Below are 22,481 nucleotides of genomic sequence, written 5' to 3' on the forward strand. Positions count from 1 at the left end.
CCCTTTAGACCGGGCCGCAGCCTATCGCAAGAGGGCTGATTTTTGGCCCATGCTTATGGACCTTGCACCCATTTGCGGCCTTCCTGCCGCCAGAATCGTGGCGTGACGCCATCGCGTTTGGCGAGATCGCGCCAGCTTGCCCGCGCGCCTTCGACGGTTTCCGCGTCGAAGAAGTAAAAGGCCCGCTCGAAACCCAGCGCCTCTTCGCGCCAGAGGCCATCGGCCAATGCGACATGCCGTGCCCCATTGGCGGTCAGATCGACGCTTGGGCAATCCTGCGCCAGCAGCACCGGCTGCACCGATTCGCCGCCCTCGCCCGCCCGGCCATGCGCCAGGAAGCTTTCCGGCGGCCCCGCCCACAGCCCGGCGGAGATTCGCTCCAGCCGTTCAGGCTCGCGCGCCACCACCAGCAGCCGCTCGCCCATGCCCAGGATACGGCCCGCTATGGCGGGCAGCACCTGTTCCACCGGATCGCGGCTGAGCTGGTAGAAATCGACTTGCATTCTTCACGCTCTAACCGTTCGCCCCGGGCTTGTCGAACCGAAGGTCGGCGAGGCCAACGGCTTCGACAGGCTCAGCCCGAACGGGGCGGGGTTTTAGCCAGACAATGCTTGCCCTCGGTCCGGACCAAATCAAACCGAACGGGAAGAAAGATCAGCTCTCGAACTTGTCCGCGACATAGCGGTCGAGCAGCCGCACGCCATAGCCGGTCGCGCCCTTGTCCCATGTCGCGCCGGGCTTGTCGGCCCAGACCATGCCCGCAATGTCGAGATGCGCCCATTTCACGCCCTCATCGACGAAGCGCTTGATGAACTGCGCCGCCGTGATCGACCCGCCATAGCGCGGCCCGATATTCTTCATGTCGGCAATCGGGCTGTCGATCAGCTTGTTGTAGGCGTCGCCCAGCGGGAAGCGCCACAACTGGTCGCCCGCCGCCTTGCCCGCCGCGATCAGATCGTCGGCCAGCCCGTCGTCATTGGAGAAGATGCCCGCATATTCATTGCCGAGCGAGATGATCATCGCCCCGGTCAGCGTAGCAAGGTCGATGATCACCTCCGGCGCATAGGTCTTCTGCGCCCAGGTGATGACGTCGCACAGCACCAGACGCCCTTCGGCATCGGTGTTCAGCACCTCGATCGTCTGCCCGGACATGGAGGTGACGATGTCGCCCGGCCGCTGCGCATTGCCGTCCGGCATATTCTCGACCAGCCCGCAAATGCCGACGACGCGCACCTTCGCCTTGCGCCCTGCCAGCGCCTTGATAGCGCCCGCCACGGCCCCGGCGCCGCCCATGTCCCATTTCATGTCTTCCATGCCCGGCCCGGGCTTCAAGGAAATGCCGCCCGTGTCGAAGGTCACGCCCTTGCCGACGAAGACCAGCGGCTTTTCGGTCGCGCCACCCGTGCCGTCCCATTCCATCGCCAGCAGGCGCGGCTCGCGCACCGAACCCTGCGCCACGCCCAGCAGCGCGCCCATGCCCAGATCCGCCATCGCCGTCTTGTCCAGCACGGTGATCTTGACGCCCAGCTCCTCCAGAGGCTTGCAGCGCTCGACGAAGCTTTCGGGGTAGAGGATGTTCGCCGGTTCCGACACCAGCTCGCGGGTGAAGGCCACGCCCGCCGCGACCGCGGACCGGCTTTCCCAGGCCGCCCCGGCGTCGCTCGAAACCAGCGTGATCCGCTTGAGCGTCGGCTTGGCCTTTTCCGCCTGCCGCGTGCGATAGGTGTCGATCCGCCAGCCGCGCAGCGACGCGCCGAAGGCCAGCGCCGCCGCCTTGTCCCCGCTCGCGCCGCCGAAGAATTCGACCGCCGCATGGGTCGCGCCGCTGGTCGACAGGCGCGCCGTCAGCGCGCTGCCCGCGCGCTCATAATCGGCATCGCTGCCCCCGCCGGTGCCGACCAGCACCACGCGCAGCACCCTGCCGCCTTCCTCCACGAAGCTCTCGAAGCTCGACCCCGCTTCGCCCGTGAAGCGCGCCGCGGCGGCGCCCGCCGCCAACACGGGCGCGGCGCTCAGGGGCAAGGCGTCGAAACCGCCCTTCGGCACGGCGAAGGCCAGCGTATCGGCTTCGGGACGGACGGGGCTGAACGCGATTTCCATCTAGGGTCCTTTATTTCCTGCAAGGCTTGTATCTCTATGGCCAGATAGTGCGGCTTACCCTGTCTGGCAAAGCCGTTCGACTGATTTTCCCGCAAAACTCTTGGCGGAGACGATTGCAGCGCAGACAAAGCAGTGCGATAGGCGGGAAACAAAGCGCCCCGTCAAAGAGGCCCCATCCTTTTGCAGAACAGCCCTTTCCCCTTGCGTTTGAAACCTCTCCTGGCCGCCGGCGCTGCCTTTCCGTGCCTGGTCGCCGTCCCGCATGCTACGGCCCAGCAACTCCAGGAACCGCAGGCGACGATCAGCGCGCCCGACGCCCCCGTGCCCGAAAGCGACGAACAGATCGGCTTCGCCGCCGATGCGCTGGAATATGACAGCAACAGCGAGGTCGTGACCGCCAGCGGCAATGTGCAGTTGCTGCGGGAGGGCAACCGGCTGCGCGCCGACAAGGTCGTCTGGAACCGCACCACGGGGAAGGTGGAGGCGAACGGCAACGTCTCCGTCACCGATCCGGAAGGCAATATCGCCTATGGCGACCGGTTCGACGTCACCGATTCCCTGCAGGACGGCATGGTCCAGAACATGCTGCTGGTGCTGCAATCGGGCGGGCGGCTGGCCGCCGCCAGCGGCCAGCGGGTGAACGGGGTCTATACCCTGCGCAAGGCCGCCTATACCGGCTGCGTGGTGGAGGATCATGAGGGCTGCCCCAAGGAGCCTACCTGGCAGATCAAGGCGGTCAGGGTCGTCTATGACCCGGTCAAGGCCCGCGTCAAATATACCAATGCCAGCGTGGAACTGTTCGGCCTGCCGCTGATCCCGCTGCCCGGCTTCTCCCATCCGGTGGGCGACAATGGCGGCAGCGGCCTGCTGGTGCCCAATCTTCGCTACGACCGCACCAACGGGTTCGAGGTCGCGCTGCCCTATTATCTGAAGCTGGCGCCCAATCGCGACCTCACCGTCACGCCGCATGTCTATACCGACACGCTGCCGATGCTGGAGACCAACTACCGCCACTTATGGGACCGGGGCGCCTACCAGATCACCGGCTATGCGACCTATGGCAGCCGCGTCGCCACCGGCAATGCCTCTTCCACCGCCCCGGCGGGATCGGAAAGGGATTTCCGCGGCTATCTCGACGCCAGCGGCGCGCTGCAACTGACGCCGGAATGGAGCATCGGCGGGTCGATCCGCGCCGCGACCGACCGCACCTTCCTGCGCCGCTACGACATCAGCCGGGACGACCGGCTGCGTTCTACGCTCAACGCCCAGCGAATCGGGGAGAACAGCTATTTCTCCATCGCCGGCTGGGCGGTGCAGACGCTGCGCACCGGCGATTCGCAGGGGCAGATGCCGATTGCGCTGCCCGTCATCGACTATCGCCTGCGGATGAAGGACCCGCTGCTGGGCGGCGTGGCGCAGTTCCAGGCGAACAGCCTGGCCATCACCCGCACCCATGGCCAGGACACGCAGCGCGCCTTTGCCGCCTTCGAATGGAACCTGCGCAAGCTGACGCCGATGGGTCAGGAACTGACCTTCACCACCTATTTGCGCGGCGACGTCTATCACAGCAGCGACAATCTGATGAACAGCATCGTCAGCTATGCCGGCGATCCGGGCTGGAAGGCGCGCGGCATCGCGGCGGCGGCCATCGACATGCGCTGGCCCTTCATGGGCGAGGCGTTCGGCGGCGTGCAGCGCATCGCCCCCCGCGTCCAGATCGTCGCCGCGCCCAAGATCGCCAATCTCTCCGTCCCCAATGAGGATGCGCGCGCCATCGACCTGGAGGACAGCAACCTCTTCGCGCTCAACCGCTTTTCCGGATATGACCGGTTCGAGGATTCGACCCGCGTCACCTATGGCATGGAATATAGCCTGTCGCTTCCGGACTTCTCGCTGGAAAGCGTGGTGGGGCAAAGCTACCGCCTCGACAAGCGAGAGAGCATCCTGCCGGAAGGAACCGGCCTGTCGGACCGCCTGTCCGACGTCGTCGGGCGCACCACCGTCCGCTACAAGGATTTCATCAGCTTCACCCACCGCTTCCGGCTGGACAAGGACAATCTGTCGGTCCGCCGCAACGAGATCGACGCCACCATCGGCAGCCGCAAGACCTATGCGACGGTCGGCTATCTGCGCCTCAACCGCGATGCGAACCTCAATCTGGAGGATTTGCAGGACCGCGAGGAACTGCGGCTGGGCGGTCGCGTCCAGTTCGCGCGCTTCTGGTCGGTCTTCGGCTCGACCGTCATCGACCTGACCGACACGAAGGAAGATCCGCTGTCCGTCGCGGACGGCTATGAACCCGTGCGCCATCGTCTGGGGATAGCCTATGAGGACGATTGCCTGACGCTCGGCGTCACCTGGCGGCGCGACTATCAGGTGCTGGGCGACGCACGAAAGGGCAACAGCTTCCAGCTTCGGCTGGCTTTTCGCAATATTGGCATATAAGGATCAGCCTTCCCGCTTCCTGCTCAGGGTCGGTTAAGGCGGATCGGCGCATCTCGTGCCGAACCGATTGGAGAGTTTTGTCGACGATGCAGCCTGTCGTTTCCCCGTTTTCCCGCATTGGCAGCACGGCCTACAGGGGCCTGCGGACCGTGCTTCTGTCCTCGGCGCTGCTGGCTACCGGCGTCAGCGGAAGCCTGGCCCAGACGGTCGCCGACGATGACAATGTCGCCACGCAACAGCTCAACCTGCCCAGGGATGTGACCGTCTTCGGCAAGAGCGACCCCAATGTCCGCAAGGCGACGGCCATCGTCAACGGCCGGATCATCACCGGCACGGACGTCGACCAGCGGCTGGCCCTCATCATCACGGCCAATGGCGGCAAGGTGTCGGACGAGGAAAAGGAAAGGCTGCGCGTCCAGGTGCTGCGCAACCTGATCGACGAGACGCTCCAGATCCAGGAAGCCGCCGCCAACGACATCAAGGTGGATAAGGCCGAGATCGACCAGAGCTATGAGCGGGTCGCGGCCAATTTCCGCCAGTCCCCCGCCCAGTTCGACCAATATCTGCGCCAGCAGGGCAGCTCCGCCGCCAGCATCAGGCGCCAGATCGAGGGCGAGCTGGCCTGGAGCCGCCTGCTCCGCCGCAACATCCAGCCCTTCGTCAACGTGTCGGAGGACGAGGTGAAGTCGGTGGTCGACCGCATGAACGCGGCCAAGGGCAGCGACGAGTTCCGCATCGGCGAGATCTACCTGTCGGCCACGCCGGAAAACCAGCAGCAGATCGTCGCGAACGCCCGCAACATCATCGAACAGATCAAGCAGGGCGGCAGCTTCGCCGCCTATGCGCGGCAATTTTCCGAAGCCTCCACGGCGGCGGTCGGCGGCGATCTGGGCTGGGTCCGCCCTGTCCAGCTGCCCGACGAACTGGCGCAGGCGGCGGCCGAAATGCAGGTCGGCCAGATCGCCGGCCCCATCGGCGTGCCGGGCGGCGTCTCGATCATCTATGTCATGGACAAGCGCAAGGTGCTGACCGCCGATCCGCGCGATGCGCTGCTCAGCCTCAAGCAGCTCTCCGTCAGCTTCCCCGCCGGCACGACCAAGGAACAGGCGAGCACCAGGGCGGCCGCGTTCGCCGCGCAGGTCAAGACGATCAAGGGCTGCGGCCAGGCCAATGAACTGGGCGGCAAGATCGGCGCCGACGTGGTCGACAACGACAATGTGAAGCTGCGCGACCTGCCCCCGCAATTGCAGGACATCCTCCTGAACCTCCAGGTCGGTGAGGCGACGCCGCCCTTCGGCTCGATCAACGACGGCGTGCGCGTGCTGGTCGTCTGCGGCCGTGACGAAGCCTCCTCCGCCGCCGCGCCCAATGCCGAACAGATCATGGCGCAGTTGGAGGAAGAACGGGTCAACAAGCGCGCCCGCATCTATCTGCGCGATCTCCGCCGCGATGCCGTTATCGACTATAACTGATCCGGCGGATATGCCGCCATTCGCCGTGTCGCTCGGTGATCCGGCGGGAATCGGGCCGGAAATCGTCGCCAAAAGCTGGGTCATGCGAGAGGCGCGGGGCCTGTCGCCCTTTTTCGCCGTGGGCGACGCCGCGTCCCTGCGCGCCGTCTGGCTCGGCCCGGTCGAGCCGGTCAGCACGCCGGAGGAAGCGGTGGAGGTCTTCGACAAGGCCCTGCCATGCCTGCAGGTGGCGGAGGCGGGCGAGATCACGCCCGGCACGCCCAGCATGGATGGCGCGCGCACGGCCTTTCAGGCGCTGGAGGTCGCGGTCGGCCTCGCCCGCAGCGGTTCGGCGGCCGGGATCGTCACTGCCCCGGTGGGCAAGGAACAGCTCTACGGCGTCGGCTTCACCCATCCGGGACAGACCGAATTCATCGCGGAACGCTGCGGCGTCGCGCCCCACAACGCCGTGATGATGCTGGCGGGGCCGTCGCTGAAGGTCGTGCCGATCACCATCCACATCCCCCTGGCAGAGGTGTCGTCCGTGCTCACGGTCGACCTGATCCGCGCCCGCGCCATCACCACGGCAAAGGGGCTTCAGCGCAATTTCGGCATCGGCCGTCCCCGTCTGGTCGTCGCGGGCCTCAATCCGCATGCGGGCGAGGGCGGGGCGCTGGGGCGGGAGGAGATCGACGTCATCCGCCCCGCCGTGGAGTCGCTCCAGGCGGAAGGCTACGACATTCAGGGGCCGCTCGCCGCCGACGCCCTGTTCCACAGCCGCGCCCGCGAAACCTATGACGCGGCGCTCTGCATGTATCACGATCAGGCGCTGATCCCCATCAAGACGCTGAATTTCGACGAGGGGGTGAACATCACCCTTGGCCTTCCCATCGTGCGCACCTCGCCCGACCATGGCACCGCCTTCGGCATTGCGGGCAAGGACAGCGCCAATCCCAGCGCGATGATGGCCGCGATCAGGATGGCCGCCGAAGCGACACGCGCCCGGCTGACCCCCGGCTGCTGAGGCTCATGGCCGCCGATACCCGCTCCAAGCTCCCGCCGCCCAAGCTCCCACCGCTGCGCGACGTCATCGCCGCCCACGGATTGCAGGCGAGCAAGGCGCTCGGCCAGAATTTCCTGCTGGACGAACAGTTGCTGGACCGGATCGCGGCCATCCCCGGCCCGCTTGAGGATCAGCCCGCCTTCGAGGTCGGCCCCGGTCCCGGCGGCCTGACCCGCGCGATCCTGCGCGCCGGGGCAAGGCTGGTGGCGGTCGAGCGCGACCGGCGCTGCCTGCCCGCGCTTTCCGAACTGTCGGAGGCCTTTCCGGGCCAGTTCCGGGTGATTTCCGGCGACGCGATGGCGGTCGACGCCCGCGCCGAAGCAGGCGAAGGCGCGCATATCATCGCCAACCTGCCCTATAATGTCGGCACCGCCCTCCTCATCGGCTGGCTTTCCACCGACTGGTCTCCACTCCCCTGGTGGTCGAGCCTGACGCTCATGTTCCAGATGGAGGTTGCAGAGCGGATCGTGGCGAAACCCAATGGCGATCATTATGGCCGCCTCGCCGTGCTGTCCCAATGGCGCAGCGACGCCCGCATCGCGATGAAGGTCCACCGCAGCGCCTTCACGCCCCCGCCCAAGGTCATGTCGGCGGTCGTCCATATCACGCCCAAACCCGCCCCCGAAGGCGTGCAGTTGAAGCATCTCGAACGCCTCACCGCCGCCGCCTTCGGCCAGCGCCGCAAGATGCTGCGCCAGAGCCTCAAGGGCCTGCCCGGCGCCCTGGAAGCGCTGGAGGCGGTCGGCATAGACCCGCAACGCCGCGCGGAAACCGTCAGCGTCGAGGAATTCGTGGAAACAGCGCGCGTTCTGGGACGCCTTTAGCTCTAAAAGCCCGGCTTGGGTGGATTCCTGCCATTCCCCCTCCCGCAGGCGGGAGGGGGCTAGGGGGTGGGCTGGCACGACATCAGCGTGAATTTTCAACGGCTAAGCTGGAAGCTCGCTGCGCTCGCACCCACCCCTAACCCCTCCCGCCTGTGGGAGGGGAATGTCTTGGATTGGCCAAAACCGGCCTCACCCCAATTGCGGCGGTGTTTCGAACTTGTCGATCACCCATTCTTCCGCCTGGGCGCCGCCGATCCATTCCTGCATCCAGGGATGGTTGATGACCGCGCGCATATAAGCCTCCGCAAAGCGCGGCACGGGCAGTTGATAGGTGATGAAGCGCGTCACGACCGGCGCGAACATCACATCGACCGCACTGAAGTCTCCGAACAGAAATTCTCCCTCGCCGCCATGGCGGGCGCGGGCCTGCGCCCAGAGCTGCATGATGCGGGCTATGTCCTGAGTCACCGCTTCGGACGGCGGGACGGGGGCATAGATCTGGCGGATGTTCATGCTGTGCTCGCGGCGCAACGCGGCGAAGCTTGAATGCATTTCCGCCGCCATCGAACGGGCCATGGCCCGCGCGGCGGTATCGGCCGGCCAGAACCTGTCGCCGCCCGACTTTTCGTTCAGATATTCGACGATCGCCAGGCTGTCCCACACGACGATGTCATCGCCGTCCCACAATATGGGCACCTTGCCGGAAGAGGGCGCGAATTCGTCGCCTTCGCGCCGCTTCTCCCATGCCTCGTCATAAAGCGGCACGACCACTTCCTCGAAGGGAAGGCCGGACAGCTTGCACGCCAGCCAGCCGCGCAGCGACCAGCTCGAATAGGCCTTGTTGCCAATGAACAGCTTCATCATGCCCCTGTCTTTAGAGCCTGTTTGGAAATGCGCGAAAGAGCCAATTTCGATGCGGTGCCGGTTCTCTGCCCCTCCCACCCGCTCATATCAGGATGCCGCTGGGTGGCCGGGAGGCGAAAAGGGCCGGCGACGCCATGCACCATGAAGGCGCATTGTCCAATGGTCTTTAGACGAGGCGGGCGCGGAAAGTCGAGGGGATCGCGCCATTCATGCATTCAACAGCATTTGTTTTGGCGACGATAAATTTCCAATCCAAAAGGGGGCTGGCTGGCATGGTTTTTCGGCCTTACACGTCGGTCGATTTCACGACGTAATGAGTTTGGGGCGGAATATGGATTGGTTGCACGCGATCGCGGGCCTTTTTGTCGGCCTGATGGTTGGCATGACCGGCGTGGGGGGTGGATCGCTGATGGCGCCGATCCTGATCCTGCTGTTCGGCGTCGCGCCCACCACGGCGGTCGGCACCGACCTGTGGTTCGCATCGATCACCAAGGCGGTCGGGGGCGCGGTGCACCACCATCAGGGCGGCGCGGAGGGCGGCCCGGACTATGATGTGGTAAAGCGCCTGATGATCGGCAGCATTCCCGCATCGCTGATCGTCCTGGCGATCCTGTCGCAGATGCATCTGGGGCAGATCAAGACCGGCGTGATCACGGGCGCGCTGGGCGTGGTGCTGATCGGCACGGCGGTCGCGACCTTGCTGCGCGGGCGGTTCCATCAATGGGCGCTGGCCCGCCGGGTCGGCACGGCCGACCGCTTTACCCGCTGGCAGCCGGCATTGACCGTGCTGGCGGGGGCGTTGCTGGGCGCGATGGTGACGCTGACTTCGGTCGGGGCAGGGGCGATCGGGGCGACGCTGCTGCTGGCGCTCTACCCGCTGCGCATGCGGATGCAGCGGCTGGTGGCGACCGACATCGTCCATGCCGTGCCCCTGACCCTGGTGGCCGGGCTTGGCCATTTGTGGATCGGCAACGTCAACCCCGTGCTGCTGGTCAACCTGCTGGCCGGATCGCTGCCGGGCATCGTGATCGGGTCTCTGCTGGCGACGCGCACGTCGGACCGCGTCCTTCAGCCCTTGCTGGCGGCGGTGTTGGTGGTGGTGGGATGGCGGTTGATCGCCTGACGGCCGAGCCGGAATCGAATTCCAGCATTTGCTAAGTTTAAAAACAATAACTTATGTGGAACGGGAGCCTCTAAGGCCCCCGTTCGTGCCCCCAAACATACCATCAACTAGCGGGATGATGGCTGGGCCGCCTGCGTCCTGCGGCATCGCGCCAACGCGCGCATCATATGATATTCAACGCCATTATAGCCGATGCCGACTTGTTTGGAAATCTCGGCATAGGTCATGCATTTCAACCGATGCATCAGGAAGATGCGGCGGGTCCTTCGCGGCATGGCCAGGAGTGTCCGTCGATAGACCTTCCGGACGTCCCTTTCCTCGATTCGCCACGCTTGTTGGGGAGGGGCCGGTGTATCCCGCCCCTCATCGATCGGACAGGTGCCGATATGCGCGGGCGTTTTCCGACGTGCGCGATCAATGAGCAGATTGCGCGCGCACCGGACCAGATAGGCTTGTGGGTTCTCTATCTGTCCGGCCACGTCCGCGCGGAGCAGCTTGAGGAAAACCTCCTGCGCGAGGTCGGGAGCATCTTCGCCCCCTACCCGCTTTCGGAAGAAACGCAGGACCCGTGCGTACTCTGCCTGATAGAGTGCCTCGAAGGCAGTCGTGGAAGGGGTGGCGGTCATCGCCCTGCCTCCCGACGTTCGCGTTCGTTCAGCGGCGCGTCGCGCGAGGCGCGGTAGAGCGTGATGCCCGCCTCGATGCGGTCGAGGATGAAGGTATCGCGCTCGATCCCGGCGATGCGGATGTCGGCCCTGGAGTAAATGTCGAAATCGACAGCACACCGGTTGCCCAGCTCGCTGTCGATGACATCGCGCACGCGCTGCCAGCAGCGCTCATCCTTGAAGGCTGGATGGTTGACGACGATCCAGAATTCATAATCCGAGAACTGGATCGTGTGCCGGTCCTCATACCATGACCGGCGCGCATAGGGGCCGATCAGGATGATCCGCCTGATGGTCCCCGGCTGGGCTGCCTGGACCTTTTCGGGTTCGAAACAGGCGCGAATGATACGCGCGATGCGCTCGATCTCGTTCTGTTTGCGCCAAACCAGATGGTTGACGCGCGCCATCACGACTTCGCGCGCGTAAACGTCGGTACGGGATGTCATTTGCAGCTCGCACACTAGCGGTCCGCGCACTCGGGCGCGGATGGTGCAAGCGGTGTTCGCTGCGCGCCGTCACTACGGCTTGCAGCAACTGCCCGACCGGAGGGGCCGGACCTACATGATGCCTAGCAGGGTTATCCCCGGGATGGCCGCCAGTCCTTCCATCCCGTCCCGTCGAATATGCCAGATAGGAGGAGTCCGGACAAGGTGTCTGGCGGGATCGCTATTTCCCGGCGGCGGCTTCCAGTTCGGCGATCCGTTCCGAGCAGACCTGATGAACGACGCGGCCCAGTTCCTCGACGCGTTCGCCAAGCCATGCCAGTTCTTCCGCACTGATCCGGTAGTGCCTGGAATAGCGGGCCTTGGTGTAGGCCTCTTTCAGCTTCTGGAACATGGCGCGTTCGCGGCGGGTAGTTTCTGGCCAAATGCCGTAGAGGCGGCGGTCCAGCCCTTCGGCCAGCGATCGCAGGAAGGCGATGTTGTGGTTGTATGGGGTGTAATAGGTTAGCGTGAGGAGCAGGCCCTGATAAAGGCTTTCCGTAGCCTGATGCAGGAGGAAAGCAGCTCGCTTCCAATCTCCGTCAGCCACATAGAAGTGGAAACCTTTCAAGAACCCAGCCGCATTGGGCAGCCATTCCTCGAAATACTCTTTTGCCGTGACAAGTGCCTGTTGAGGCGTTTTCGGCTTGGGCGTCGTCAGCTCGCTGCCATCTACCTCGTAGAGCGCGATCCCGTCCTTGGCGACTTCCATGAAGAAGACGCGGCCATGGGCGAGACCGTCATTCACCTCGTGCAGCGAATGGACGATGAAATTGACCGGCGTGCGCAGCGTCTTCTCGATCGTGTAGGCACGTATCAGCCGCTCCTCGGCCTTTGCCCAGTAAGCTGCCCGGTCGGTCAGTTCCTTCTGGCTGACAATGATGAGGATATCATAGTCGGACTTGTACTGGTTCGCCGACAGCGGCGCGTCGATCCAGTCGCAGCGAGCGTGGCTGCCGAAGAGAACGATCTTCAGGATGCGTGCGCCCTTCCGGGCGCCGGTGGCGTTCTCAATTGCGCCGCGAAACTCGTCGAAAATTACTTCGACGATGCGCTCAAGCTCGCGCTGTTTTGCCGGGGGAAGATGATCAATGTCGGTGCGCATTGGCCGGGATTCTTTCGGCATTCCCCCTTGTTTGGCAAGCGCAATCGCAGCGAGGTGGTGGTCCGTTCATCGCGAAGGGCGCAGTAGCGGCCGCTGAATCTGGGCGTTTGCGGCCATTGGCAACCTTCTTAAAGGGCTAGGGGGTATACCCGGTTATAAGCTTTCGGGTTCGGGAAGCGAACCGACATCCGCTGATGTTGACTAGCCCTAGCGGTTCCGAAATCTATTTGCGGCATGCTCCCGGCTCTACATCTGCGGCGACTTCGAACATCCTGCCACAGGACCATGAAACAGAGGCGGCCCTTTCGAAAAGGACGAGGCGACCATGCTCAACGAAGCAGCGGCTAATGTTGAAGGTCTGAGAGCTACCCTTGAACACTCCAACAACGACCGTGCCAAGTTGAAGAATTGAGGCCTTTTCTTCGCTGCGCCCGGGCCATTCTACAACCTCTATCTTTTGCGCGCGGCCAGCTCGGAGGCCTGCCTTTGCAACACGAACCGGGCGATGCGATCGTCCATGCCAAGGTTCATGTTGTTTGCAGGATAGGAAAGAGCGGACACACGTTCTCTTCTTGTTCCGGGCGAAGGCTTGTGATAGGCACACGGTAAACTTGCAGGCAAGGCCGTGACTTTAAATCATCCAAGCGTGCTGCCATTAAGGTGGTTGGCGGCATAAAATAGAGCTGACGTTCAGGAGCGATGCTTGGCGAAGAACTCGAAGATCGAATGGACCACCCACACTTTCAACCCGTGGTGGGGTTGCGTCAAGATGTCTCCGGCCTGCAAGCATTGCTACGCGGAGAGTTGGGCCAAGCGGCTCGGTGAACCAGTGTGGGGCATCCAAGCCCCTCGTCGCTTCTTTGGAGATCGTCATTGGAGTGAACCTCTTCAATGGAACCGGATAGCCTCCTCCACGAACTCGAGGGCGCGTGTATTTTGTGCGTCCATGGCGGATGTGTTCGAGGACCGCGACGATCTAGACCCACACCGCGAGCGGCTCTGGAAGCTGATCGAGTCCACCGAAGCGCTCGATTGGCTTTTACTTACAAAAAGGCCTGACCGAGTGATGTCGAGCGTTCCTTGGGGCTCGAAATGGCCAAGAAATGTCTGGCTGGGAACCACGACCGAGAATCAGGAGTGGGCAGACATGCGACTAGCATCTCTCGCGGAAATTCCGGCTGCGGTTCGCTTTATCTCGGCGGAACCGCTGCTTGGCCCATTATCGCTTCGCAAATGGACCAACGCGGTCGATTGGGTCATCACCGGAGGGGAGAGCGGGCCGAAGGCCAGGCCCTCAAGCCCGTCCTGGTTCAGGACCTTGCTTAATGAATGCATGGCAGCCGACATTCCATTCCATTTCAAGCAGTGGGGCGACTGGGCCCCAGGTCAGGGCCTCAACCTGGCAAAGGCGAGAAGCGCTGCTGCCGAGGACGGGACCACCATGCTGCGCATCGGCAAGAGGGCAGCCGGTAGGGAGCTGGATGGGATGACCTGGGATGGACTTCCTCGCATCGCCATGAGCTGAGGGAGCGCGAACGAAATGCCGTTACGGGTGCATTACGGAACCTCCGATGGAAATACGGTCCCCTATCCCCCGCTCTTCAACGACATTTGCCGCAATTACGGGTTTGTCGATACTAGGGGCAATGTAGACCGAGTTAGAGATATTCCGGAGGTGCAGCATAGCGACGGGCTAAGATGCCTCCTCGAAGGTCTCGCGCAAGCGGATTCTCTATTCGCTTCTCTCGGTTGCGACTTGGGAGAGCGGGATCGGCCAAAGGGTCGCATAAGCATGAGAAAATGGGCGGGCGGCTACGTCCAGATCGTCGTTCGGGAGGAAGGGCTAGCAAACAGCGAGTTTGAGAAACTACGGGATTTGGCCAAGGCGGTGGAGGAAAAGCTTCGTCAAAGGGTGGGCGATGATCAGTGGGAGTTGCGTTTTATATTGACTGCGGTTCAATTGAATTTTGAGGTCGAGCGGCGCACGCAATCGGCTTGGGTTTGGTTTAATGCCAAAGCCTCGACCGCTCAGTCAGCGCTAGCCTCCCGCGAGCGGCTGCTCATTGCTGTTGGCGAAGCAATCTACGAATTCAAGGCAGACGGATAATAACTGCACACGGTCGACAGCAAAACTTCAGGCGATTTCAAGAAAAAACGTCTCGGCAATTGTGGCATGATCGAATTAGATTCTGTCGGTGCTCGCTCCCGAAGAGTCGGCGGTCGAAGCCGACTTTCCAGAATCACACTGGACAATGGGTTGGTGCACAGTTCACTATAACTGCTTCACATTTTGCGATCTGATCGAGAGCGAACATGGCGAGAAAGAAGGCTGATACTGATCAAGGCGCACTGGCACTGCCCGGTCTCTATGAACTGGCGAAACCGAAGCCTGTTCGAAGCTCACAGGAAAAGCTTGGCTATCATTGGGGACCCAATTTGGCGCTGCCGGAGCTTGGGCGGCATAGTCTAGCGAAGCATGATATATACAGCACCTATGTCGATCGCTATGTCGCGACGTTGACCAAGCGACACGTCCAGTCACGATTGAAAATGACTGTCGTGGATGGCTTCTGCGGCGGCGGGCTCTATTCGTTCGACGGCAATACCGTCGACGGGTCACCCCTACGAATACTGACGGCGATCGAGAGCGCGAGAGCCGTCCTGCTGGCACGTCGCGCCGATTTTGATCTGGATGTTGATTTCGTCTTCATCGATGAGAATCCAAGCCATATCACATTCTTGAAAGAGGAAATCATAAAGCGCGGATACCGGTCTCAGATTGACGCTGGCAAGATCAGGTTCTTCTCATCAACATTCGAGGATACTGCCCCATCCGTCATCGCAGACATCCGGAGTAAAGGGAGAGCACATCACTCACTGTTTTTTCTCGACCAGTATGGGTGGAGCGACGTCAAGATGGCTACTGTACGCAGGATCATGGGCCAATTGGCGAATCCAGAGGTTATATTGACCTTCATGGTCGATTCACTCGTCAATCTCCTGCATGACAAGACGTCCAGTCTTAGTGCGCTTGCCGCGATCGACTACAAGCGAGAGGATGTGCGCGCGCTCTTGGACATCAAAGATGAGTTTGGTCTCAAAGGATGGAAACGGGCCATTCAAAATACAGTATATAAGCACATTCAAGGATGTACCGGCGCGGAATTCTATACGCCGTTCTTCGTTCATCCGCCCGAGTCGCACCGAGACTATTGGTTGATCCATCTCTCCAAGCACCACCAAGCCCGAGAAGAGATGGGAAATGTCTTTTGGGCAACAAATAACACGCTAGAGCATTTCGGAGGGCCCGGCTTCGATTCGCTTGGGTTCGATCCCAATGTCGATGTGAGGCAAGGGATGATGGACTATGTCTTCGACGACGACGCCTCATCGCGAACCAAAAAGCAGCTGCTGGAACAGATACCTGACTTGCTGCATGCGGGGTGGAAAAGCGGCAGCGAGATGACGAAGCGATCGCTCTTCGCCGCACGCGCTAACGATACGCCAGTCATCGGTGCTCTGGTCGATAGCCAGCTGGCCGAACTTCGCGATGCCGGTGAAATCGTCATTTTCGGACAAAGGCGCGACAAGCTCGGCAATGTGGTAGGCGAAATAGTCCGGGAGCGCGCGGACTCTTACAGCTGGGATGATGTGATCCGCCAACCGCGTGAGCCGAGGCTTTTTTCTATTTTTAATCAGGCGGCATGACCGAGGAGGCTTGAATTATTTTGCGACCGTTAATGCCCGCCGTGGATGCACATTCAGACAATGGCGATGCCAAACCATAAGCTTCGAAACAGCGCTAACATTGATGATTCCTGATTGGACTTTCAATCCTCAGGTTGGCTTATCCATCGCCGTCCCTTTTTGAGACCGCCGCAATTGGCCATCAAAATGGATGCAGATACACTATAACTTGTTTTGGCTCCCGTGACCTGACCCCCGGATTTTCCTCCAAGCTTGATTAGAGTCTGACCTGATGGAAGGACGGACGAATGAAGCGAGCAAGGTTCACAGAAGAGCAGATCATCGGCGTGCTGAAGGAGCAGGAGGCTGGCGCGAAGACTGTCGACTTGGCTCGTCGCCACGGCGTGTCGGAAGCGACGATCTACAACTGGAAAGCCAAGTATGGCGGTCTGGAGGTCTCGGAGGCCAAGCGGCTGCGGGCGCTTGAGGACGAGAACGCCAAGCTGAAGCGACTGCTGGCCGAGGCGATGCTGGATAATGCCGGCCTGAAGGATCTTCTCGCAAAAAATTGGTAACGCCCGCTGCCAAGCGAGAGGCGGTCGCTCGTCTCCAGGCGGTACTGGGGATGAGCGAGCGGCGGGCGTGCCGTGTTATCGGCGCTGACCGGAAGAGCATGCGCTATCGGTCACAGCGGGAAGATGATGCTGACCTTCGGTCGAAGCTGCGCGAGCTTGCGCAGCAGCGCCGCCGGTTTGGCTATCGTCGGCTGCACATCCTGCTGCGGCGGGAGGGCGTGGTGATCAACCGGAAGAAGACACAGCGTCTTTATAGCGAGGAGAAGCTGGCGGTCCGACGCAGGCGCAACCGGCGTCGTGCCATCGGCGCACGGGCACCGGCTCCGGTTCTGGCGCTACCCAACCAGCGATGGAGCCTGGACTTCGTCCATGATCAGCTGGCTACGGGACGCCGGTTCCGGGTGCTCAACATCGTCGATGATGTAACCCGCGAGTGCCTGCGCGCGGTGCCGGACACTTCGATCTCGGGGCGTCGGGTGGTGCGCGAGCTCAGCGAGCTGATCGCCGAACGCGGCAAACCTGGGATGATTGTCAGCGACAATGGCACCGAGCTGACCTCGAACGCCGTCCTCGCCTGGTGCGGGGAAGTCGGGGTGGAGTGGCACTATATCGCCCCGGGCAAGCCGATGCAGAATGGTTACGTCGAGAGCTTCAACGGTCGGATGCGCGACGAGCTGCTCAACGAGACCCTGTTCCTGAGCCTGGACCATGCCCGGGTGGTGATCGCCGCTTGGGCAGAGGATTACAACCAGGAGAGGCCGCACTCATCCCTTGGATACGAAACCCCTGCGGCCTTCGCCGCTGAACTGCATAAGCAATGGCCTGCTTCGCTACGCCCTACGGGCTCCGCTGCGCAGGCCATTGCTCAACCCGCGCTCATGCGCAACAAAGCTGCCAGCCTCTAATCCGCGCTGGTGGAAATCAGGGGGTCAGGTCACCCGCTATGGGCGTTTCTTAATTTGGGAAATCTGCACTATCAGAGTTTATGGGATGGTCGTGCGCAGCGGCTATCACGCGTTGACCGGGGCAAAGGGGGAGTATGACAATAGAACATCTTCACACATACTTGGTGTACCCGAATAAGGGGATTGATCCTCCTCGCCCGATAGGTGGGACGGACGTGCCACTGGAAGGCGAGGTTTTCGATCTTCTCCAAGATGTCTATGCAAAATCCGAACGGGAATGTGCGATAGACATCGCGTTTGACAGGGCTGATGACGGGACCGCTCGCAACGATTGCCGCACGTTGCTGCTGGCATATGCGCGTGCGCCGTCAGTTGATACGGGGCTGTCCTTGGCGACCCGCCTCGGCTCGTTTTCGACACGACGTTCAGCGCTTGGCCTACTGTTTCTGGCGACGGGGATGATCGGCCAGCAGCGCAAGATCGTGATTGCTAGATTCGCGGCCCACAGCGGCATTCTCGCAGACGAAAACCGGGAGGCGCTGAGCGTCCAATTCGTCGAACGCGTGTTCCTGAAGAGCGTCGGATCATATAAGGCCGTGCTCTATCAGGACACGGTCAACGATCAGGGATACTGGACGGGCAAGGCGGTCGATAAACAGATAAACAGCGGCGAGGCCGAAGTTTCGCGCTACTGGATAACCGAATGGGACTGTCAGGAATTTCGTGTGTGGCGAGGCATAATGGGTAACAAGGAGACCCAATATGTCACGACGCAAAGAACCCTCGATACCGAACGACATTCTCGATCAGCTGCTTGCCGGCACTGACGCGGCGGCAGCGCTCAGCCAGGGCGGCCTGCTTGATTCCCTGAAGAAGGCTTTTGCCGAACGTGCGCTCAATGCGGAGATGGATCACCATCTTGGCCAGGAGGAGCAAGGGAACAACAGCCGGAACGGCTATGGCCGCAAGACAGTGACGACCGACGGAGGACGGATCGAGATCGAGGTGCCACGCGATCGGGCTGGCAGCTTCGATCCGCAGTTGATTGCCAAATACCAGCGACGCTTCCCCGGCTTCGACGACAAAATCATTTCGATGTACGCGCGCGGCATGAGCACCCGGGAGATCACCGGGCATCTGCGCGAACTGTATGGCATCGAGGCCTCGCCCGACCTGATCAGCACGATCACGGACGCGGTGTTGGAGGAGGTCACAGCCTGGCAGCAACGCCCGCTGGACCCAGCCTATCCGCTGGTTTTCTTCGATGCGATCCGGGTCAAGATCCGCGACGAAGGCATGGTCCGCAACAAGGCGATCCATATTGCCCTGGGCGTCATGGCCGACGGCACCAAGGTGGTCCTGGGGTTATGGCTGGAGCAGAATGAAGGCGCCAAGTTCTGGCTGCGCGTCATGAACGAACTGCGCAACCGCGGTGTCGAGGATATCATGCTGGCCGTCGTCGATGGCCTGAAGGGTTTTCCCGACGCCATCACCGCCGTCTTCCCCGAAGCGATGGTTCAAACATGCATCGTCCATCTGCTGCGGAACTCGATGGATTTCGTGGCATGGAAAGACCGTAAGGCGCTTGGGGCAGCTCTGAAGGCCATCTACCGCGCCGTCGATGCCGTAGCCGCCGAGGAAGCGCTGACGGCCTTCGAAGCGGGCTTCTGGGGGCAACGCTATCCGGCTATCGGCCAGAGCTGGCGCAGGGCGTGGCCCGAAGTCATCCCATTTTTCGCGTTTCCTGAAGAAGTCAGGCGGATCGTCTACACGACAAACTCGATAGAGGCCCTCAATTCAAAGCTCCGCCGCGCCGTTCGTGCGCGAGGTCATTTCCCCAACGATGAGGCCGCCACCAAGCTGCTCTATCTGATCTTGAACCGATCGGAAAAAGAGTGGAAAATGCCGCCGCGCGAGTGGAACATGGCGAAGGCTCAATTTGCCGTTCTCTTCGGCGAACGCTTCATCAGGGCCATGACGGCCTGATGGTCAACCGCCTCGCCGCACACGAAATTCCTGACAGTCCCTAACCGAATTCCTCGCGTCAGACTTTCGCACCACATCTGCGACCGGCACCCGGGTCCTCGCCGTCGCGATGCGCAACGCGGCGAAGATCACGGACAATCTGGAAATCAAAAAGGAGATCACCGCAGCGGCGACCCTCGGTGCCGGACTGAACGATCAGGTGATGACCGCCGGTGACTTCCTCGGCCGCTTCGGACTGTCGCAGCCAGCGCGCGAGGCGATCGTCGGCCAGATGAAGCACCCCGGGCTGCTGAACGAGCAATTCAGATTCAGCGCAGAGGAGTTCAACCGGCAGCTTCCCTACAAGTCGGTCGAGCTCGACTCCGGAGCGATACTGACCGCCGCCGCGACCGAGTTCGACAATGTGTTCGATCATGGCGAGCCCGATGAAAATGGGGATGTGACCTATTCCGCCACGGGCCGAGTAGTCAGCACCAAGTTCGAGAGAGTTTCACGGTGACGGTCGAGGCAGACTACCGGGCCCGCCATGACGCGGTCTTGGTGCCGCTAGCGGCATCTCTTGCCGAGTTGATCGGAGAACATCTGAACGGCGAACCCCGGATCGACCGCATCAGCGCCAGGCCCAAGGGGGTCGAGCGGTTTCTGAGAAAGGCGGAAAATGTCGATGGCGCCGGTATACGCAAATATTCCGAGCCGCTCTCGCAGATTCAGGACCAGGTCGGCGCGCGCGTGACGGTGTTCTACAAGGCAGATGTGGAGCGCGTCCGGGCAATCCTCTTGCGTTATCTCAGGCCTGTAGAGACGAAGGATCTCGTGCCCGCATCCGAGTGGGAGTTCGGCTATTTCGGCTGGCATTCTGTATGCCTGTTTCCACAGGAGCTTATCCTTCCCGAATGGCCGAAAGAATGCATCCCCCAATTCTTCGAGCTTCAGATCAAGACCCTATTTCAACACGCCTGGTCGGAGGCAAATCACGATCTCGGGTATAAGCCCGAGGGTGGAGTGCTTACACCCGATCAGAAACGGATGCTGGCGTTCACGTCCGCCCAGGCGTGGGGGGCTGACCATGCGTTTCAAGACTTGTTCTCCGAACTTCACAGCGGGGGAAACGCTGCTCATTAGTCGGCCTCTCAGAGATGCTTCACGGCAAGCGTTTCGCCCCATTTGCCGTTGAGATACTCGACCACGAGCCGCCGATGACAATGGTGTGGGGTCGCTTCGGAACATAGCAAGCAAGCGCCCTCCAGCATTTCCGGTTTCAATCGCGTCTCGATCTTGCGCTCCCGCATGAGCCCGAGAAAACGATCTTCATAGACGCTCCACTCGCCCTTCTCCTTCTTGTAAGCCTTCAACATCGTGTCGGTGGGAGCCAGCAACGGCTGGTGGACGTATTGAATTGCCCCGAGCTTCCGAAGAAAATACGACAAATCGTCAGCCTTAGCGAAACCCGCTAGTTGGGAGGTGTTGTGCAGCCGCACATCAACCACCTTCTTTACTCCGGCGCTGAGGAGTCGTTCAAAAAAGCCTTCGGCATTGGTCTTGGTGAAGCCGATCGTGGTCACGAAGGTCTTGGACATAAATCTCCTATTCGGCAGCCACCGCGTCGGAAGGCGGTGAGGCTTCGGCGAACGCGACTTTGCGAGCGCGTCCCCGATATGCGTCGTTGAGACGCTGGGCCGCCGAGGCAAACATGTCGTCCTGCTCATTTCCGGCCATGATCAGAAGCTGCTCCTCGATGTCCGACTGTGTCAAGGTCCTTCCATCGGAAAGAATGTGGCTCACGGTCACGCCGCGTTCGGCCAGCGACCGCCCGACCAGTAGGCAGCGATGGCAATCCAGTGGGTTGCGCTCGGAGCACATCATCGCAATGCGATATTTGCGGGCTCCCTGCTCGACTCGCTCCAGCCCTTTTTGGAACAGGTCGGACTGCGCCATCTTTTCATAGTCCGCGATGCCATCGGTGTAATATTCCTCCCCCTTTGGCCTGCCGCCCAGTTCTTTACCCAAAAATACATAGGTTATTCCATCGCGGGCGAGTGCGTCCTTCAGCACGTCCCGATTGAAATGAGCGAAGTTCCGGGAAAAGGGCGACGTTCTCACATCGGCTATGGCGGTGACGCCTGCTGCATTGAGCCGTGCAGCGAACTGCTCATAGTCGAGTGTCGAATGGCCTATGCTCAGAACGTGCATCATATCCGTTTAGTCGATTCCTGTGTTTGGCGGCCAGATTATCAGTTTTGCGGAGTGATGACAGCAGCGATGAGCTTGTATGCCCAGCCATTAAACGGCTCGCTGAGACTGATGCAAAGCAAAGCATGGCCCACTTGGATCGCTCCGTTTTGCCCCAAGAGATATTGGCGCTCCACGGGCGGATCGGTGATCGACAGATAGTGCTGCACGCCGCCATGCGTAAAACGGCCGCGGACCTTGCGCTTGCCGTTGCCGAACTCTGCGCCCTCCACTACGACATTGACCTGCAGATCATGCACCTCAATCAACCGTAGGGAGCCGTCGGCGGGGACGGCTTGATCCTCTGCCACGCGATCATGCACGCCGCTATAGCTCGACGACATGTTGCTCCACAGCGGCCGCCCCGTTCCGTCCACTGCGGCGCGCGCCTGCTGCCATGTCGCCCTGCCTTGGAGGGTCCAGTAATAGTCGGCGTCGATCAGGTGGTTTTCGATCTGGAAAGCATGTGGCTTCGGCTCAATCAGCGTGATCCGGACAATATCGAGAACGCGTGGATCGCGTCCGTTCTCGAACCGACGATCCTCTTCCGACAGTTCCGCGTTCTCACGGGCGCTCACCGGACGAATCCACGCACCCAGATTGCCGTTGGCTATTTCCCTCCCAGCGATGCACCGGCCACTGGTCTTCCGAGAGTTGGCAAGGCAAAGTATAGTCTTGTCATAATTTGGCATTTTACACCCCCTTGATTCTTGCCTTATATTGAGGGTCTAATATCGTGATTTGCAAGTGGTATGAGAGCTCCTACGATAACGTGTACATATGGGGACGGTTTATTACGATCATGCATCTTGATCACCCTTATTGCATGCATTAATGCCGATCAACCTATGTCACTTTTCAATAGTTGGCGACTGAGTGCCTCCTAAGCCGAACGTAAGCCGGTCTGATTCATCTGTCGAACTAGTCATTCCATTGCGCTGAAGCAGACAAATAAATGCCGGATTAGAAAGGCAGGG

At 61.3% G+C, this 22,481-nt stretch carries 22 protein-coding genes; 13 read left to right on the forward strand and 9 right to left on the reverse strand.

What is annotated here, in order from left to right; translation table 11 throughout:
- Nucleotides 1-53: 53 nt before the first annotated feature.
- Together TZ53_RS14380 and TZ53_RS14385 are read right to left on the reverse strand one after the other, a co-directional pair.
- Nucleotides 54-503 carry a DNA polymerase III subunit chi gene (locus TZ53_RS14380; RefSeq protein ID WP_025549699.1) on the reverse strand — a complete coding sequence of 150 codons (450 nt, stop codon included), beginning with the start codon at nucleotides 501-503 and terminating at the stop codon, nucleotides 54-56.
- A 151-nt stretch (nucleotides 504-654) separates the two neighbouring features.
- Complete coding sequence (locus TZ53_RS14385; RefSeq protein WP_044661724.1) at nucleotides 655-2,100, reverse strand: leucyl aminopeptidase; 1,446 nt, start codon at nucleotides 2,098-2,100, stop codon at nucleotides 655-657.
- A gap of 180 nt (nucleotides 2,101-2,280) precedes the next feature.
- On the opposite strand from TZ53_RS14385, the gene TZ53_RS14390 reads away from it, so the two are divergent.
- The 4 genes from TZ53_RS14390 to rsmA all read left to right on the forward strand — a co-directional run bounded on the left by TZ53_RS14390 (nucleotide 2,281) and on the right by rsmA (nucleotide 7,883).
- A complete protein-coding gene (locus TZ53_RS14390; RefSeq protein ID WP_044661725.1) occupies nucleotides 2,281-4,545 on the forward strand; it encodes an LPS-assembly protein LptD in 2,265 nt (754 codons plus the stop codon).
- Between the two features lie 86 nt (nucleotides 4,546-4,631).
- Complete coding sequence (locus tag TZ53_RS14395) at nucleotides 4,632-6,017, forward strand: peptidylprolyl isomerase (protein WP_044661726.1); 1,386 nt, start codon at nucleotides 4,632-4,634, stop codon at nucleotides 6,015-6,017.
- Nucleotides 5,995-7,020 (forward strand): 4-hydroxythreonine-4-phosphate dehydrogenase PdxA, encoded by a 1,026-nt coding sequence (pdxA, locus tag TZ53_RS14400; RefSeq protein WP_025549697.1) that lies wholly within the window; start codon nucleotides 5,995-5,997, stop codon nucleotides 7,018-7,020. Before TZ53_RS14395 ends, pdxA begins: the two co-directional genes overlap by 23 nt.
- Before the next feature lie 5 nt (nucleotides 7,021-7,025).
- The gene (gene rsmA / locus TZ53_RS14405; protein ID WP_044661727.1) at nucleotides 7,026-7,883 is read left to right on the forward strand and encodes a 16S rRNA (adenine(1518)-N(6)/adenine(1519)-N(6))-dimethyltransferase RsmA; all 858 of its coding nucleotides are present in this window, start codon (nucleotides 7,026-7,028) and stop codon (nucleotides 7,881-7,883) included.
- Nucleotides 7,884-8,072: 189 nt separating this feature from the next.
- Here the strand turns inward: rsmA and TZ53_RS14410 are convergent, their stop codons facing one another.
- Nucleotides 8,073-8,747, reverse strand: coding sequence for a glutathione S-transferase family protein (locus tag TZ53_RS14410; RefSeq protein WP_025549127.1), 675 nt, complete (start codon nucleotides 8,745-8,747; stop codon nucleotides 8,073-8,075).
- A 331-nt stretch (nucleotides 8,748-9,078) separates the two neighbouring features.
- On the opposite strand from TZ53_RS14410, the gene TZ53_RS14415 reads away from it, so the two are divergent.
- On the forward strand, nucleotides 9,079-9,870 hold the full coding sequence (locus TZ53_RS14415; RefSeq protein WP_044661728.1) for a sulfite exporter TauE/SafE family protein: 792 nt from the start codon (nucleotides 9,079-9,081) through the stop codon (nucleotides 9,868-9,870).
- 107 nt (nucleotides 9,871-9,977) lie between these two features.
- Here the strand turns inward: TZ53_RS14415 and TZ53_RS14420 are convergent, their stop codons facing one another.
- From TZ53_RS14420 to TZ53_RS14430, 3 genes are all read right to left on the reverse strand, one after another.
- The gene (locus TZ53_RS14420; protein WP_052628215.1) at nucleotides 9,978-10,496 is read right to left on the reverse strand and encodes an RNA polymerase sigma factor; all 519 of its coding nucleotides are present in this window, start codon (nucleotides 10,494-10,496) and stop codon (nucleotides 9,978-9,980) included.
- Nucleotides 10,493-10,981 (reverse strand): hypothetical protein, encoded by a 489-nt coding sequence (locus tag TZ53_RS14425; RefSeq protein ID WP_238320060.1) that lies wholly within the window; start codon nucleotides 10,979-10,981, stop codon nucleotides 10,493-10,495. Before TZ53_RS14425 ends, TZ53_RS14420 begins: the two co-directional genes overlap by 4 nt.
- A 220-nt stretch (nucleotides 10,982-11,201) precedes the next feature.
- Nucleotides 11,202-12,122 carry a nucleotidyltransferase and HEPN domain-containing protein gene (locus tag TZ53_RS14430; RefSeq protein WP_044661729.1) on the reverse strand — a complete coding sequence of 307 codons (921 nt, stop codon included), beginning with the start codon at nucleotides 12,120-12,122 and terminating at the stop codon, nucleotides 11,202-11,204.
- 703 nt (nucleotides 12,123-12,825) lie between these two features.
- On the opposite strand from TZ53_RS14430, the gene TZ53_RS14435 reads away from it, so the two are divergent.
- From TZ53_RS14435 to TZ53_RS14475, 8 genes are all read left to right on the forward strand, one after another.
- Nucleotides 12,826-13,647, forward strand: coding sequence for a DUF5131 family protein (locus tag TZ53_RS14435; RefSeq protein WP_044661730.1), 822 nt, complete (start codon nucleotides 12,826-12,828; stop codon nucleotides 13,645-13,647).
- Nucleotides 13,648-13,914: 267 nt separating this feature from the next.
- Nucleotides 13,915-14,229 (forward strand): hypothetical protein, encoded by a 315-nt coding sequence (locus TZ53_RS14440; protein ID WP_044661731.1) that lies wholly within the window; start codon nucleotides 13,915-13,917, stop codon nucleotides 14,227-14,229.
- Between the two features lie 206 nt (nucleotides 14,230-14,435).
- Nucleotides 14,436-15,830, forward strand: a complete 1,395-nt coding sequence (locus TZ53_RS14445) for a three-Cys-motif partner protein TcmP (protein ID WP_084694382.1) — start codon at nucleotides 14,436-14,438, stop codon at nucleotides 15,828-15,830.
- Nucleotides 15,831-16,117: 287 nt separating this feature from the next.
- Nucleotides 16,118-17,289 (forward strand): IS3 family transposase gene (locus TZ53_RS14455; RefSeq protein WP_101756503.1). Its coding sequence is split into 2 segments (ribosomal slippage): nucleotides 16,118-16,370 and nucleotides 16,370-17,289, totalling 1,173 coding nucleotides; the frame shifts between segments, so codons are not numbered across the junction.
- A gap of 215 nt (nucleotides 17,290-17,504) precedes the next feature.
- Nucleotides 17,505-18,116 carry a hypothetical protein gene (locus TZ53_RS14460; protein ID WP_157009826.1) on the forward strand — a complete coding sequence of 204 codons (612 nt, stop codon included), beginning with the start codon at nucleotides 17,505-17,507 and terminating at the stop codon, nucleotides 18,114-18,116.
- Nucleotides 18,052-19,275 (forward strand): IS256 family transposase, encoded by a 1,224-nt coding sequence (locus TZ53_RS14465; protein WP_044660505.1) that lies wholly within the window; start codon nucleotides 18,052-18,054, stop codon nucleotides 19,273-19,275. Before TZ53_RS14460 ends, TZ53_RS14465 begins: the two co-directional genes overlap by 65 nt.
- 109 nt (nucleotides 19,276-19,384) lie before the next feature.
- A complete protein-coding gene (locus TZ53_RS14470; protein WP_044661734.1) occupies nucleotides 19,385-19,774 on the forward strand; it encodes a hypothetical protein in 390 nt (129 codons plus the stop codon).
- Nucleotides 19,771-20,397: a GTP pyrophosphokinase gene (locus TZ53_RS14475; protein ID WP_044661735.1), complete on the forward strand. Its 627-nt coding sequence runs from the start codon at nucleotides 19,771-19,773 to the stop codon at nucleotides 20,395-20,397. Before TZ53_RS14470 ends, TZ53_RS14475 begins: the two co-directional genes overlap by 4 nt.
- An 8-nt stretch (nucleotides 20,398-20,405) precedes the next feature.
- Here the strand turns inward: TZ53_RS14475 and TZ53_RS14480 are convergent, their stop codons facing one another.
- Genes TZ53_RS14480 through TZ53_RS14490 form a run of 3 tightly spaced genes read right to left on the reverse strand, consistent with a single transcriptional unit; the run spans nucleotide 20,406 to nucleotide 22,196 of the window.
- Entirely contained in the window at nucleotides 20,406-20,852 is a 447-nt protein-coding gene (locus TZ53_RS14480; RefSeq protein ID WP_044661736.1) for a DUF488 domain-containing protein, read from the reverse strand.
- Nucleotides 20,853-20,859: 7 nt separating this feature from the next.
- On the reverse strand, nucleotides 20,860-21,468 hold the full coding sequence (locus tag TZ53_RS14485) for a DUF488 domain-containing protein (RefSeq protein ID WP_052628216.1): 609 nt from the start codon (nucleotides 21,466-21,468) through the stop codon (nucleotides 20,860-20,862).
- A 38-nt stretch (nucleotides 21,469-21,506) separates the two neighbouring features.
- Complete coding sequence (locus TZ53_RS14490) at nucleotides 21,507-22,196, reverse strand: dual OB domain-containing protein (protein ID WP_157009827.1); 690 nt, start codon at nucleotides 22,194-22,196, stop codon at nucleotides 21,507-21,509.
- Nucleotides 22,197-22,481 lie beyond the last annotated feature (285 nt).

It is taken from the genome of Sphingobium sp. YBL2 (assembly GCF_000943805.1).
In the GTDB taxonomy this organism is placed as follows: Bacteria; Pseudomonadota; Alphaproteobacteria; order Sphingomonadales; family Sphingomonadaceae; genus Sphingobium; species Sphingobium fuliginis.